Source organism: Orbaceae bacterium BiB, from assembly GCA_036251205.1.
Lineage (GTDB): Bacteria > Pseudomonadota > Gammaproteobacteria > Enterobacterales > Orbaceae > Orbus > Orbus mooreae.
This window is the reverse complement of sequence record CP133958.1, coordinates 1,995,195-2,010,708: the sequence shown is the minus strand read 5'-3', so window position 1 is coordinate 2,010,708 and position 15,514 is coordinate 1,995,195. Positions and strand designations below refer to the sequence as shown.

At 36.3% G+C, this 15,514-nt stretch carries 13 protein-coding genes; 3 read left to right on the top strand and 10 right to left on the bottom strand.

Annotation, left to right across the window (positions count from 1 at the left end; translation table 11 throughout):
• Positions 1–117 precede the first annotated feature (117 nt).
• Positions 118–1,950: a glutamine--fructose-6-phosphate transaminase (isomerizing) gene (gene glmS, locus RHO11_09410; protein ID WVD60709.1), complete on the bottom strand. Its 1,833-nt coding sequence runs from the start codon at positions 1,948–1,950 to the stop codon at positions 118–120.
• Positions 1,951–1,971: 21 nt separating this feature from the next.
• Positions 1,972–3,333, bottom strand: coding sequence for a bifunctional UDP-N-acetylglucosamine diphosphorylase/glucosamine-1-phosphate N-acetyltransferase GlmU (glmU, locus tag RHO11_09405; protein ID WVD60708.1), 1,362 nt, complete (start codon positions 3,331–3,333; stop codon positions 1,972–1,974).
• Between the two features lie 159 nt (positions 3,334–3,492).
• Between glmU and hemE the strand changes: the two genes are divergently transcribed.
• From hemE to RHO11_09390, 3 genes are all read left to right on the top strand, one after another.
• On the top strand, positions 3,493–4,563 hold the full coding sequence (gene hemE / locus RHO11_09400; GenBank protein WVD60707.1) for a uroporphyrinogen decarboxylase: 1,071 nt from the start codon (positions 3,493–3,495) through the stop codon (positions 4,561–4,563).
• Between the two features lie 3 nt (positions 4,564–4,566).
• On the top strand, positions 4,567–5,166 hold the full coding sequence (locus RHO11_09395) for a DUF416 family protein (protein WVD60706.1): 600 nt from the start codon (positions 4,567–4,569) through the stop codon (positions 5,164–5,166).
• A gap of 154 nt (positions 5,167–5,320) precedes the next feature.
• Positions 5,321–5,593, top strand: a complete 273-nt coding sequence (locus RHO11_09390; GenBank protein ID WVD60705.1) for an HU family DNA-binding protein — start codon at positions 5,321–5,323, stop codon at positions 5,591–5,593.
• A 372-nt stretch (positions 5,594–5,965) separates the two neighbouring features.
• On the opposite strand, the gene lysS is transcribed toward RHO11_09390, so the two are convergent.
• The 8 genes from lysS to ppnN form a co-directional block, all read right to left on the bottom strand.
• On the bottom strand, positions 5,966–7,486 hold the full coding sequence (gene lysS / locus RHO11_09385; GenBank protein WVD60704.1) for a lysine--tRNA ligase: 1,521 nt from the start codon (positions 7,484–7,486) through the stop codon (positions 5,966–5,968).
• A gap of 23 nt (positions 7,487–7,509) precedes the next feature.
• Positions 7,510–8,565, bottom strand: a complete 1,056-nt coding sequence (prfB, locus tag RHO11_09380; protein ID WVD62879.1) for a peptide chain release factor 2 — start codon at positions 8,563–8,565, stop codon at positions 7,510–7,512.
• A gap of 247 nt (positions 8,566–8,812) precedes the next feature.
• On the bottom strand, positions 8,813–10,147 hold the full coding sequence (locus RHO11_09375) for a CoA-disulfide reductase (protein ID WVD60703.1): 1,335 nt from the start codon (positions 10,145–10,147) through the stop codon (positions 8,813–8,815).
• Positions 10,148–10,202: 55 nt separating this feature from the next.
• Entirely contained in the window at positions 10,203–11,627 is a 1,425-nt protein-coding gene (locus RHO11_09370; GenBank protein WVD60702.1) for a cation:dicarboxylase symporter family transporter, read from the bottom strand.
• A gap of 614 nt (positions 11,628–12,241) precedes the next feature.
• Positions 12,242–12,673: an aquaporin gene (locus RHO11_09365; GenBank protein WVD60701.1), complete on the bottom strand. Its 432-nt coding sequence runs from the start codon at positions 12,671–12,673 to the stop codon at positions 12,242–12,244.
• Positions 12,670–12,864, bottom strand: coding sequence for a hypothetical protein (locus tag RHO11_09360; protein WVD60700.1), 195 nt, complete (start codon positions 12,862–12,864; stop codon positions 12,670–12,672). Before RHO11_09360 ends, RHO11_09365 begins: the two co-directional genes overlap by 4 nt.
• A gap of 481 nt (positions 12,865–13,345) precedes the next feature.
• Positions 13,346–13,969, bottom strand: a complete 624-nt coding sequence (locus RHO11_09355; protein ID WVD60699.1) for a Fe-Mn family superoxide dismutase — start codon at positions 13,967–13,969, stop codon at positions 13,346–13,348.
• A gap of 122 nt (positions 13,970–14,091) precedes the next feature.
• Positions 14,092–15,468, bottom strand: a complete 1,377-nt coding sequence (ppnN, locus tag RHO11_09350; GenBank protein WVD60698.1) for a nucleotide 5'-monophosphate nucleosidase PpnN — start codon at positions 15,466–15,468, stop codon at positions 14,092–14,094.
• Between the last annotated feature and the right edge of the window lie 46 nt (positions 15,469–15,514).

Here is a 15,514-nt window from a genome sequence, read left to right as displayed (position 1 = left end):
ATATGAAATAATAACAGAGACTAACAAAACAATCGGTATGATTAAATGAAGGAATAATTATGAGAGAGAAATAGAGTGCGATGATAAAATCGCACTCTATTATTTGCTTAACAAAATCTATTCAACAGTCACTGATTTTGCTAAGTTTCTTGGCTGATCCACATCTGTGCCCTTAATTAAAGCAACATGATAAGCCAATAATTGTGTCGGCACTGTAAAATAGATTGCTGCTGTTATCTCTTCAACATGTGGTAGTGAAATAATTGTCATAGAGTCATCACTTACAAAACCAGAATCCTCCTGAGCAAAAATATACAACTGACCACCACGAGCACGAACTTCTTCAATATTCGATTTTAGCTTCTCTTGTAAGTCATTAGTTGGCGCCATAACAATAACTGGCATCTCTTTATCAATCAAAGCTAATGGACCATGTTTCAGCTCTCCGGCAGCATAAGCTTCAGCATGAATATACGAAATTTCTTTCAATTTTAATGCTGCTTCCATTGCAATCGGATACTCATCACCACGTCCTAAAAATAGTGCATGTTGTTTATCAATAAAGCGAGCTGCTAATTTTTCGATTTGACTATCGAAAGTTAATACTTGTTCTATACGATTAGGTAAAGCTTGTAATGCATGTGTAATCGCTTTTTCTGTCTGCTCAGACATATTATGAGCTCGACCCAGTTTCGCAACTAATAACATTAATACCGTTAATTGTGTCGTAAACGCTTTAGTTGATGCTACACCAACCTCAGTACCTGCTTTTGTTAATAAGACTAAGTCAGCTTCTCGAACTAATGTTGATGTCGCAACATTACAAATTGCCATCGTACTAAGATATCCCAACTCTTTTGCTAAACGTAAAGCCGCTAGGGTATCCGCTGTTTCACCCGATTGTGATAATGTGATAAACAGACTATTTTTACGTTTTGCTCGTTTACGATAACGAAACTCAGAAGCAATTTCTACATCACAAGGGATACCCGCTAAAGATTCAAACCAATAACGGGAGATAAATCCAGCATTATAGGCAGTACCACAAGCAACAATTTGAATATGTTCAATTTTTGAAAATATATTTTCAGCCTGTCCACCTAATTCAGATAAATCAACCAAACCATGTTTGATACGATTTTCTAATGTATTTTTAATCGCGATTGGCTGTTCATAAATTTCTTTTTGCATATAGTGGCGGAAACCAGCTTTATCGCCCGCATCGTATTTAATATCAGATTCGATTTGCTCACGCTCAACAAGTTGATAGTTTTTATCAACAATTTTAATATTACGGCGTGTTACTTCAGCAATATCACCCTCTTCTAAAAAGATAAAGCGGCGTGTTACTGGTAATAGTGCTAACTGATCAGAAGCAATAAAGTTTTCACCAACACCTAAGCCTATCACTAATGGACTACCTGAACGTGCCGCGACTAAAACATCAGGATTACGCGTATCCATCACAACAGTACCGTACGCCCCTTTTAGTTGACGAATAACCAATTGTACCGCCGTAAATAAAGAGCACTGTTCTTTAGTGATTGTATCATGAAGCAGATGTGCAATAACCTCGGTATCTGTTTCTGAACGGAATTGATACCCTTTGGCAATCAACATTTCACGCAATGGTTCAAAATTTTCAATAATCCCATTATGAACTACAACAATAAAATCAGACACATGCGGATGAGCATTTAATTCTGTTGGCTCTCCATGAGTAGCCCAACGGGTATGAGCAATACCGGTATAACCAGATAATGGATTATCATCAATCGCATCTTGTAACTCTTTCACCTTACCAACACGACGAACGCGTTGTAGCTGACCTTCAGGGGAAATAATAGCAAGACCCGCTGAATCATATCCCCGATATTCAAGTCTTTTTAATCCTTCTAGAAGAATCTCTGCAATATCTCGTTTTGCTATAGCACCTACAATTCCACACATCGTATTTTCCTCAAATTCATTTCATTTTTTAACAGGTCGTTGCCAATTTGCTATCTGCTTTTGTTTCACTCGGCTTACAACAAGCTGATTTTCTTCAACATTAGCTGTCACAGTTGTTCCCGCTGCAATTGTTGCCCCTTTAGCAATTGTCACAGGGGCAATCAGTTGGCTATCAGAACCCACAAACACATCATCACCAATAATTGTCTGGTGTTTATTTGCACCGTCATAATTACAAGTGATAGTACCAGCACCAATATTCACATTCATACCAATGATACTATCGCCCAAATAAGTTAAATGACCAGCTTTTGTACCTTTACCTAAATGCGCTTTCTTGAGCTCAACAAAATTACCCACATGAACTTCGTCATCAAGTTTTGACCCTGGTCGTAATCGAGCAAAAGGCCCTACCGTACAAGCTTGAGATAAAACAGAATCTTCAATAATAGAATAAGGGCTTATTTCACTATTATCACCAATCACGCAATTTTTTAAGATACAGCCAGCTCCAATATAAACATTGTTGCCGAGTTGTACGTTGCCTTCAATAATAACATTGCAATCAATGACAATATCAACACCGTGACTAAGCTCTCCGCGTAAATCGAAACGCATCGGGTCGAGTAACGTTACGCCAGCCAGTAATAGTTTTTCAGCTAATTTTGTTTGATAAGTCCGCTCTAATGAGGCTAACTGCAAACGGTTATTCACGCCTTCAACTTCAAAAAGTGCTTTTGGATGAGTCGCTTTAATCGGACAACCATCTTGATGAGCAAAGTCAATAATATCGGTTAAGTAGTACTCTTTCTGAGCATTATTATTCGAAAGTTTAGCTAACCAATGTTTAAGTTGCTTACCATTAACTAACATAATGCCAGTATTTATTTCATTAATCTGTTGTTGTTCTGATGTAGCATCTTTTTGTTCAACAATTGCAACAATTTCACCATTTTCTCTCACAATACGACCATATCCCGTTGGATCATTAACAATCGCAGTCAATAATGAAATTCCATTATCGGGTTTATTGGTTATCAACGCTTGTAAAGTTTGTGGTGAAATTAAGGGTGTATCGGCGTAAAGAATTAAAATATCTTCATCGTCATTAATATTAGGTGCGGCTTGCAAAACAGCGTGCCCCGTACCTAATTGGGGTTGCTGTAAGACTAAACTAACGGGTTGATCACGCAATACGGGCTCAAGTTGCTCTTTACCATGACCATATATCACATAAATATTAGCAACATCGAGTAAATTAACAGAATCAATAACATGCTGTAACATCGATTTATGACCAATTTTATGTAATACTTTAGGCAAGTTTGAGTACATACGGGTACCTTTTCCCGCAGCCAGAATAACAGCACTTAATTTAGACATAATTATCATCATATAAAAAATATATGGTATTACTATAATAAAATAGAGTACTGATAACAATGTAAAATCTATTTGAGTGGATTAATTTTTACATCAAAATAAGTATTAGGATATAATCCTAGTCAATCTTAATTGTAATAAGCTATTTGGAAAATCATCATGGAACTAAAAAATGATCGTTACCTACGTGCACTACAGTGCCAACCTGTTGATCGCACGCCACTTTGGATGATGCGTCAAGCCGGTCGTTATTTACCGGAATATCGACAATTACGTGCTGAGGCTGGTGATTTCATGACGATGTGTAAAAATCCAGATTTAGCTTGTGAAGCGACATTACAGCCACTGCGCCGTTTTGATTTAGATGCTGCAATCATCTTCTCTGATATTTTGACAATCCCTGACGCAATGGGATTAGGCTTATATTTTGAGCAAGGTGAAGGGCCTAAATTTAAAAAGGTTATTACTAATATTAATGATATAAAACAGTTGCCAATACCCGATCCAAATAAAGATCTCGCTTACGTTATGAATGCGTTAAGCCTAACTCGCCAAGAATTAAAAGGTAAAGTACCATTAATTGGATTCTCTGGTAGTCCATGGACTTTAGCTACTTACATGATTGAAGGTGGCAGCAGTAAGACCTTTACTAAAATTAAGAAGATGTTATACAGTGATCCAGCTGCATTGCATTTGTTACTGGATAAACTTGCCGAAAGCGTTGCACTTTATCTTAATGCACAAATCGAAGCTGGTGCGCAATCTATCATGATTTTTGACTCTTGGGGCGGCGTGTTAAGCCATAGTAGCTATCTTGAGTTTTCGTTGCATTATATGCATAAAATTCTCTCCTTACTTAATAGGGGCACAAAACACGAACAATATACTCAAAACTATATTCCAGTTACGCTATTTACCAAAGGCGGTGGTTTGTGGATCGATAAAATTATGGCAACGGGATGTGATGCCGTTGGCGTCGATTGGACGGTAGATCTCAGTACCCTAACAAAGGGGAAAGTAGCAATACAAGGTAATTTAGATCCAACCATTTTATATGGTGATAAACAAACAATTGAAGAGAACGTTGCGGCTGTACTGCAAGAGTTTGGTCAACATAATGGACATATATTCAATTTAGGACATGGTATTAATCAAGATACACCAATTGAGAGTGTTGAAACATTAGTTAATGCTGTACACAAATTTTCTAAAAAAATAATAATGGAGTGAATGATGATTAAGAATCCAATTCATCTACGCTTAGAAAAACTAGACAACTGGCAGCTAAAGCTATTTATGGTGTGTTTATGTGAAAGAATGTACCCTAATTTTGCGCTTTATTGTGAGCAAACAGAGTGTCCTGATAGCAAAATTTATAAATCGATTCTAGAACTGAACTGGGAATCATTGCTGGTAAAAAATGCTAAAATCAATTTTGATAGCCAATTAGAAAAATTAGAAGAAATAATTCCCACTGTTGATGAACAAAGCCCATATAGCATCTATCCAGCAATTGATGCATGTGAAGCATTAAGTGAATTATTACATTCGTACTTAAGTGGTGAAGCCCTCGTCGAACACGCCGTCGCTATTAGCCAAATTTCATTAAAAACGATTATTGAATTGGAGAATGCTCAAAACGGTGATAATTTGTCCGAAGAGGAACTTAAAAAATGCCAGCCAGTTCTTGATGAACTTGATATTCAGTGGGAAATATATCGTTTGTTAAAAAATGAAGAACAACATAATTTAGCCCTAATAAAGGGCCTAAAAAATGACTTAAGAGAAGAGTCTATTAGTAATATTGGTGTTTTTTTGAGCAACCAAATATAAAAAAAGTCGTTTTTTATAAGATTTTGATAAATTTTACTTTAATATTCGTTAAATATAGACTACATTTAAGCACATTGGTAATGTGTTTACCTTGGTTGAACAAAATGTTCGGTCCTATTTCTATCAACAATAAATATTATGTAAGGATATGTTCATGAATAAAACAGAACTAGTAGATGCTATCGCAGCTAAAGCTAATATTACTAAAGTTGCAGCTAAGACAGCTCTTGAAGCAACTTTATCAGCAGTATCTGAGTCTCTAGAAAAAGGTGATTCAGTACAATTAGTTGGTTTCGGTACTTTCAAAGTAAACAGCCGTAAAGCGCGTACTGGCCGCAACCCTAAAACAGGTAAAGAAATCAAAATTGCAGCAACTAAAGTTCCAGCTTTCGTTGCAGGTAAAGGCTTAAAAGACGCTGTAAAATAATAAAATATTTTTATTATACAGTTGAGTCTAAAATTTCAGTATTCACTTTTTAGTTAGCTGAGATTCCCGCCCAATTAGAGGTTAAGTTAAATAGTAACTTGGCCTTTTTTATTTTATAAGCTAAATTTTCATTATATTATTGCTGCAATATATTAATCTAGTATAAAAATAACCAGCCAATCCAGTTATTACTCATCTACCGTCAATTTTTACAATCATGTTATTAATCTTCAAACCTAAAAACTTAGGTATAACAATAATAAAGTTGAGTTAATAGGGTTACGAGTAATACTCAAAAAGTGATAGATATGATTGAAAGCAGCTAAAATAAAAAAGGCGGAATAATCCGCCTTTATAATATAAAAACAACGCCTATTTAGTTGGTCGCATCGCAGGGAATAGAATCACATCTCGAATAGTGTGGCTGTTAGTAAATAACATCACTGTTCGGTCAATACCAATACCAAGCCCAGCAGTTGGTGGTAAACCATGCTCAAGTGCTGTAACGTAGTCTTCATCAAAGAACATTGCTTCATCATCGCCAGAATCTTTTTGTCTCACTTGATCTGCGAAACGTTCAGCTTGATCTTCGGCATCGTTAAGCTCAGAGAAACCATTACCAATTTCCCGTCCACCAATAAAGAATTCAAAACGATCAGTAACAAACGGATTTTCATCATTACGACGAGCTAGCGGTGATACTTCTGCTGGGTATTCGGTAATAAATGTTGGTTGAATCAAATTAGCTTCAGCAACCTCTTCAAAGATTTCAGTCACAACACGGCCTAGTCCCCAAGCTTTTTCAACTTCGATACCAACAGCCTTAGCAATTGCACACGCTTTATCAAAGTCATCAAGATCAGCATTATTGGTTTCTGGTCGATAGTGACAAATCGCTTCTCGCATCGTCATTTTGATAAATGGTTTTCCAAAATCAAAGGTATGCTCACCATATTGTACAACTGGAGAACCCGTTGTAATCACGGCTAATCGACGGAATAATGTCTCAGTCAAGATAATAAGATCTTTATAATCTGCATAAGCCATATAGAGTTCCATCATTGTGAACTCTGGATTATGTCGCGGTGATACGCCTTCATTACGGAAATTACGATTAATTTCATAAACACGTTCAAAACCACCAACAACCAGTCGTTTTAAATATAATTCAGGGGCGATACGTAAATACATATCTAAATCTAAGGCATTATGATGGGTAATAAATGGTTTTGCTGATGCACCGCCAGGAATAACCTGCATCATTGGTGTTTCAACTTCCATAAAATGTTGCTCAGCCATGAATTGACGAATTTCAGCAACAATTTGTGAACGGATTTTGAATGTTTGCCGAGAAGTATCATTCGTAATCAGATCTAAATAACGTTGACGATAACGTGTTTCTTGATCAGCTAGTCCATGGAACTTATCAGGTAGCGGTCTTAAAGCTTTAGTCAATAAACGGATCTCTTCACAGTGGATAGATAGCTCGCCCGTTTTAGTCTTAAATAAATAACCTTTAGCCGCAATAATATCGCCAAGATCCCATTTTTTAAACTGCTCATTATAAAAACCATCAGCTAATTCATCACGAGTAACATAAAGTTGAATCTGTCCACCCACATCTTGTAATGAAACAAATGAAGCTTTACCCATGATTCGGCGCATCATCATACGTCCTGCTACAGCAACATAAATTTTATCTGCGACTAACTCTTCATTAGTCTTATCGCCATATTTCTCATGCAATTCACTCGAAATTGTATCGCGACGAAAATCATTAGGGAATGCGATTCCTTGTTCTCTAATCTGTACAAGCTTTTCACGACGTGCTTTAAGCTCGTTATTTAACTCTTCTAAGCTACTTTGACTTTGGTCTTGAGTTTCTGTTGACATGGTTATTTACCTTAATTAACTATTTATAAACCCGCTTTTAAGCTCTCTTCAATAAATTGATCTAAATCACCATCAAGGACGGCTTGTGTGTTACGTGTTTCAACACCGGTACGCAAATCTTTAATTCGGGAATCATCTAAAACATAAGAGCGAATTTGACTCCCCCAGCCAATATCAGATTTATTCTCTTCCATTTGCTGCTTTTCTGCATTCTTTTTATGCATCTCAAGTTCATAAAGCTTCGCTTTTAATTGCTTCATCGCCTGATCTTTATTGCTATGTTGTGAACGATTATTTTGACACTGGGTCACAATACCGGTTGGAATATGGGTAATACGTACGGCAGATTCTGTTTTATTAACATGCTGACCACCCGCGCCAGAAGCTCGGTAGACATCTATCCGTAAATCGGCTGGATTAATTTCGATATCAATATCATCATCCACTTCTGGATAGACAAAAACAGAGGCAAATGAAGTATGTCTACGATTACCAGAATCATAAGGACTTTTACGGACTAAACGATGAACACCAGTTTCAGTTCTCAGCCAACCGTAAGCATAATCGCCCGAAATACGAATAGTAGCTGACTTAATACCAGCAACATCTCCATCAGAGATTTCCATCACTTCGGTAGTAAACGATCTTGATTCTGCCCAACGTAAATACATGCGCAGTATCATTTCCGCCCAATCTTGTGCCTCGGTACCACCAGAACCAGATTGAATATCTAAATAACAATCAGCGCTATCATATTGACCAGAGAACATTCGGCGAAACTCTAACTTATCAAGCTTTATTTCAAGCTCAGCTAATTCACTATTTGTCTCATCAAATGTATCTTGATCCTGTTCCTCAATAGCCAGTTCTAATAGCCCTTCTACATCAGCTAATCCCTGAGTAAGGGAGTCGATCGTATTAACAATTTCCTCAAGTGCTACACGTTCTTTGCCAAGCGATTGAGCTTTTTCTGGATCAGACCAAACGTCCGCCTGTTCGAGTTCACCGTTAACTTCCTCAAGGCGCTCTTTCTTCGTTTCATAGTCAAAGGTACCCCCGGATAATCGCTGTACGCTCAGTAAGGGTTTGGATTTTTGTTCTAACCGGATTTATTTCAAACATAGAATTACTCAAATTTTTAAATTACTTTATGTTAAGTCTGATTGTAACGACATTCTATTTTAGCGAAATATGAATAAATAATACAGATAATTAACCAGAGAAAGGCGAATATTATAAATAATTTGCCATTAAACAAAACCTTTCTATTGAAAAACTCCGTTTAATGACAAATCGTTATTCAGTCGATGTGGAAACGACAATACGCTATTTTGCTACGTTACCGGCGATATTAAGTACATCCCATGTTCGAGCAAAAGGCGGAGCATAAATAAAATCCATAAAACCAAGTTCATCAACTGTCAAACCAGCATAAATTGCGACAGCTAAGGCATCAGTTCGATGAACACTACCACCCAAATAAGCACCACAAATTTGTCCACCAAGTAATACTCTGGATGATTTATCATAAATCAGTTTAACCCAGATATCCGTTTGTGGTTGAACATAATCAGTATGATTTTTATCTTCGACAAAGACGATACCATAATCAATATTGCTTTGCTTCGCATCCGCTTCAGTAATTCCAGTTCTACCAGCCTCGAAATTAAAAACACGAATACCACTTGAACCTAGAGTCCCAATAAATTGGCTCTGATGGCCTGCCATCACTTCACCGGCTAATCGGCCAAGTTTATTAGCCGTTGTCGCTAATGGAATAAAAGTATTACCTAAAATACAGTGTTCGACTGTAGCACAGTCGCCCGCTGCATAAATGTCGGCAATATTGGATTGACAACAATTATCAATAATAATTGCCCCTTGCGCTGTCAAATCAATACCACTATTTTTTAAAAATTCAGTATTCGGCTTAAAACCAGTCGCGACAATCACTAGGTCTGCAGGATAAGAACCTTTATTCGTCGCAACATGAGCCACTTTACCAGCATTACTGATAATTTCCGTAACCGCTTCATCAGTTCTTAAATTCACACCATTATGGATAAGTTCCTGTTCCAACAGTGCAGTAATTTGCTCATCAAAAGTTTTATTTAAAATACGCGGCGCAAATTCAATTAGTGTAACTTTTTTACCTCGGTGTCTTAATGCTTCTGCTGCTTCTACACCAATAAATCCACCACCAATTACAACGATATTTTCGACTTCGGGTAGCACTTGTACGATATTTTGTGCATCATAACGTGAGTGCATCGTCATCACATTTTGTGTCGAAAAACCGTTGATTGCAGGTTTGCTTGGTGAAGCACCAACAGCAATTAATAACTTATCATAATAAAAATCGGTGGTTTGATTCGTCACGAGTTGGCGACAACTAACCTTTTTATTATTAGCATCAAGAACAATAGCTTCATGTTGTAATTTAATATCAATACCTAATTGAATAAAGTCTTGATATGGTCTAGCGGTCATCTGTTCAATATTGGAGAACTCGCCGCCAACATAATAAGGGATACCACATGAGCCAAAAGAGACAACATCGCTTTTTTCAAGAACAGTCACTTTAGCATTCTTGTCAAATTTTAAGATACGCACTGCGGCAGAGAGCCCTGCCGCGTTTGCGCCTAGAATCAAATAATTCATCTATTCTCCTTATGAATTAAAACATAACTTTTTATTTTTCAGTATTAAGCTGAAGTTATGACAAATCCTCTAGACTCTCTAAACCCGCTTTAGGATCATGGAATACGTCCATATCCATGGTACCTACTTCACGATCTGTTGCAACAGCGGCAGTCATTGTACCTGATACGTTTGCTAATGTTCTAGCCATATCAATAATTGGATCAATGGCTAAGACAATACCAATTAATGCAAAATGCTCAGCCATTCCCATACCAGATAGAACAATTGTTGCGGCAACGGTTGCGGTTCCTGGAATACCAGCAATACCGATAGAACCAATAACAACGACAATCAACATCATAATATAAAATTGCACACCCGTTTCGATACCAATCATATGAGCAACCATCACTGCAATCATTGCCGGGAAGAAACCGGCACAACCATTCATCCCCATTGTGCTTCCTAATGAACCGACTAAATTAGCGGTACCATCATTGACCCCCATACGTTTTGTCAGTGTTGAAATAGTCATTGGAAGTGTGCCAACAGAAGAGCGGCTAGTAAAGGCAAGTAACCATGTACTAAATGCTTTTTTGATAAATGTAATTGGGGAAACACCATGCAGAGTCACAATAATTACATGAACGACTAACATGACAAATGTCGCAATATAAATTGCAAAGACAAAGTTAGAAACTTCGATAATAGCGGGAATACCATTCGATGCAATGGTACGGGCAAGTAAAGCAACAACAGCATAAGGCATATATTTAATAATTGTCATAGCAACTGACATTACAATTTTATATAGACCTTGGATTAACTTTTTAAATACACCAATCGCTTCTGGTGCTTTCTTCTCCATTCGGTTAGCGGCAATCCCTAACAAAGCAGAAAAAATGACCAGTCCAACAATATTTTCAGAGTTCATCGCTGAAATAATATTACTTGGAATTAAACGTAATAATGTGTCCACTAGATTTGTATAAGTTTTGGCTTGAGCAGCAATCGATGTCGTTGAGGAGCTAGCACCTAAATTAAATATATTGGCTAACACAATACCTAAAATACAGGCGATTCCAGTAGTAAATAGTAACCAGAATATACCTCTAAAGGCAATTTTAGGTAGATTCTCTTTCCCTGCAAAATCAATAATTACTTTTACAATTGATACAAAAATTAATGGAATAACTAACATTCGGATAAACGCAATAAATGCATTACCAACAAGTCCATACCAAATCGTAATCTCTTTCATCCATACAGATGATGTTGCTGGAAATCCACCGAAAGCTTGAATAGATAAACCTAATACGGCACCTAAAATTAAACCGACTAGCATACGTAATGAAAAAGAGACTTTTCTATTTTGTAGCTGCTTTAAAATAAAAAAACAGACCAAAATAGCCAGTATACCAATTAATGTTTGATAATGCGTAATGGATAGAAAGTTCTCAAAAAAGGTCCCTTCAAAAATAGCCTCTGAATTCATCATATTGCTCCATATTAATTTATCAGTTTTATCACTGATATTACCATAAGTTAATGAGTGATTTATATATCACATTTGTCGTATCAAGGTCTGAAATGATTATGGATATAAAATTAATCACTTCCTAAAATTCAAGCTGTTTTAAATTACGATAAAAAGCTAAAAAACATAATTAATAACAAAAAAATATCCATTGATCTTATTAAACGAAAATATCATTAAGCTCTTTAATATAATTACTGAAATTCTTCTACTGTCATTAATCTTTTGGTCTGGAATTGAATCAATGGCGGTGCTGATATTAACGCTTTTTGCTTCTTGGATGGTTATAGCATAAAGCATTTAATAAATAAATTTTTATTATGGGTAAGCATGATTCAGATCGACCGTATTTCTAAAATAATTATTTAAAATAGAAAGGATTATAATTAAATGATAGCTTTACCATTTAATTAGATAAGTGCTAACTAACAAAAATTAGACTCAGACTAATTCATTAAAAGAGCTCACGCTTGAGCTCTTTTAATATGGAATAGATAGAAAATGAACTATTTACTATTCTTACATAATACTGGGTAAATAATACCCGCTAATACCGCACCAATAATTGGACCAATCTAGAAAATCCAAAGTTGCTCAAGAGCCCAACCCTGTACAAAAACAGCCTGACTTGTTGCACGCGCAGGATTTACAGAGGTATTAGTCACCGGAATACTAATTAAATGAATTAAGGTTAAGCATAAACCGATTGCAATCGGTGCAAATCCAGCAGGAGCTTTACCATGTGTCGAACCAAGAATAACCATCAAAAAGAAAAAAGTCATAACGATTTCACAAACTAAACCTGCTACAAAGCTATATCCTTCTGGAGAGTGTTCCCCTACACCGTTCGCCGCAAAACCATTAACTTCAATAGAGAATCGACTATTACCGGTTGCAATAATATAGATAATTGCGGCAGCCAAAATACCACCAATCACTTGTGCAATAATGTAAGGAAGAATCTCTTTTATTGGAAAACGTCGACCAACAGATAAACCAATAGTCACTGCAGGATTAAGATGACACCCAAAATATGCCCAATTGCATATGCCATCGTTAAAACTGTTAAGCCGAATGCTAAAGCTACACCTGCAAAACCAATAAATGAACCTGCTAAAACCGCACTACCACATCCACCTAAAACTAGCCAAAACGTTCCAAATGTTTCAGCTAAACATCGTACTTTTAAAGAATACATATAAATCCTTTTATCATATTTTATTTAAGATATTTTATAATTTTTACCCACTAAATTGGTTTCCATACTAAACTGACACAATAACAAAGATATCGTGTAAATTTTGACAAAATAGTAAGCGGCTCACTATTTATCACTTTTATTTTAATCGTCAAATGTAATCAAATGAAAACATCTAGAGTGGATAAATAACAAACATTATATGGTGAATTTTAATAAAAATTACATTTAAGTCAGTGAGTTAATTAACAGAGTGGTATCTGTATGCTCTATGTTATAGCACACAAGAGTAAGTTAAAGATTTGATGAGTTGATAGGTTCTATATATTACAAATAAATCATATCACTCTATATTTTAGTGAGTAAGTTGAAAATGATATAGCGAGAATAACAAATACAATATGGGGATATTTGATTGTAACAAAGAGGGAGAAACAAAGATGCCATTAACAATGGCATCTTTTGGTATAAACAGAGTAGATTATTTCGCTGCTGCGTATAATTGAGCAACTTTATCCCAGTTTACAACATTCCAGAATGCAGCAATATAGTCTGCACGACGGTTTTGATATTTAAGATAGTAAGAGTGCTCCCAAACATCTAGTGTCAAAATCGGCTCACCAGAAACACCAGCGAATTTTTCACCCATAATTGGTGTATCTTGGTTAGGTGTTGAAACCACAGCTAGTTTTCCATTTTGAACAACAAGCCACGCCCAACCAGAACCGAATCGGCCTGTTGCTGCTGCAGCAAATTTCTCTTTAAATGCATCAACTGAACCGAAATCTTTTTCAATAGCAGCTTTTAATTCACCTTTTAACTCAGTACCAACTTTTAATAGTTCCCAAAAGAAAGTATGGTTTGCATGACCACCAACGTTATTTTTAATTGGGTTCAATTTATCGGCAGGAACTTTATCTAAATGGCGTAATAGCTCATCTGGTGCTAATGCTTTTAGATCAGCAGGTAGTGATTCAACAGCTGCATTGGCATTATTAACATAAGTTTGATGATGCTTATCATGGTGTAAATGCATTGTTTCGACATCGATATAAGGTTCTAAAGCTTCATATGCATAAGGTAAAGCAGGTAAAGTGTAAGCCATAGTAATGCTCCTTTTAATTATTTTAGGAAATAGCAAAGTTGACACATATACTCAAGTATTATACGTGCTTTACGGGTTGACTCAATCTATTATTCGTATAGTTAATATCTATATCAATAAAATTAATAGCAAATCTCATAACACGGCTCATACGCCGTACCACCAGGTAATTTCATGCGATGTTGCTCGACAAAACTACGCAATAATAGGTCTAATTGCTGCATTATTTGTGGATCACCTTGTAGCTTATAAGGACCATATTGTTGAATGAGCTTCATACCTGATTCTTTTACATTACCGGCGACAATACCAGAGAAGGCTCGGCGGAGATCCGCTGCAAGATTTTCAACAGGTTGATCACTATGTAAATTAAGCCCAGCCATATTTTCATGCGTTGGCTCAAAAGGATGTTGCAAATCTTCTGCTATTTTTAATGTCCAGTTAAAGCCATAAGCATCACCGCTCGTTAAGCGAGAAGCTTTTACTTGTTTAACGCCATTTTTCATAATCCGAGCGACTTCTTCTGGGTTATCAATAACAATTTGATACAGTTTTGTGGCCTCTTCGCCTAACGTGCTTAAGATAAAATTATCAATTGCATCAAAATAGTCAGCACACTCTTTCGGGCCAGTTAAAATTAGCGGTAATGATTGTTTTTTATTTACAGGATCTAATAATATGCCCAGAATATAGAGGAACTCTTCAGCGGTTCCAGGTCCACCAGGAAAGATAATAATACCGTGAGACATACGAACAAAGGCTTCAAGGCGTTTTTCAATATCTGGCATAATGATCAACTCGTTTACTAAAGCGTTAGGTGGCTCTGCTGCAATAATAGAAGGCTCAGTCATACCAATAAAACGGCTATCTTTATAACGTTGCTGAGCATGACCAACCGCGGCACCTTTCATTGGTGCCTCCATAATACCGGGCCCACATCCCGTACAAATATTAAGTTCACGTAATCCTAATTGCATACCAACTTGTCGAGCATAATAGTATTCTGTTTCATTAATGGAATGACCACCCCAACAAACAATCAGATTAGGATCTTCACCAACATGTAATGCATTTGCATTACGTAAAATAGCAAAAACCAGATTGGTAATATAAAAAGAGTCATGCTCTTTTCCAGTTGTCGGCGTAAGTATTCCTTTAATTAAAGCCGCTTGGCTGTTAACAAAAAGAATATCTCTTAAAACAGCAAATAAATTCGCTTGGATTGAACGAATAATCTTATTATCGACAAATGCGCTTTGCGGTGGATTAATTAATTCAAGTTTAATTCCCCGCTCATTAGTAGCAATATTGATATCATAAGATAAAAATCGATCGAGCAGCTCTTTAGTGTTATCGGTTTTACTACCCGCATTAAGCGTTGCGAGAGAACAATTTCTGAATAGTTGATATAATTCGCTATTCGCTGAACGCTTCAGCATATTAACTTCAATCTGAGCGAGTAAATCCATTGATCCTAATGGACTAATCTGAGTAATCACATAAACCTCTCTTTATTTCAACATCGCTGGTTATTATCATCACTAT